Source organism: Reichenbachiella sp. MALMAid0571, assembly GCF_040151475.1.
Classification (GTDB): domain Bacteria; phylum Bacteroidota; class Bacteroidia; order Cytophagales; family Cyclobacteriaceae; genus CAXBNB01.
Map to the genome: position 1 here is coordinate 1 of NZ_JBDKWG010000038.1, position 289 is coordinate 289.

At 38.1% G+C, this 289-nt stretch carries 1 protein-coding gene; it reads left to right on the forward strand.

Annotated elements, in window-relative coordinates; genetic code table 11:
* Window positions 1–289, forward strand: a 289-nt coding sequence (locus tag AAOP42_RS00590; protein ID WP_349526507.1) for a transposase family protein, incomplete at both ends; no start/stop codon positions are given.

The window sequence follows — 289 nt, forward strand, 5'->3', positions numbered from 1 at the left end:
AACCGAAAGGCAGGTTGTCAGAGACGTTGATCCTGATAATCAGAAGGAGTTTTACAGTGGAAAGAAGAAATTACATACGATGAAAAACCTGGCAATTACTGACCAGGATGGCTATATTGAGTTTATCAGTGCGTCTTATATAGGGTCAATACACGATAAAGTGATTTGGGATCAAATCGAGATCAAAATGAAGGATCATAACCTATTGGCAGACTTAGGTTTTGCAGGGATAGAAAAGAATTGTCCAAATGCAATCTTGCCATTTAAGAAGCCTCACAACAAAGAGTTA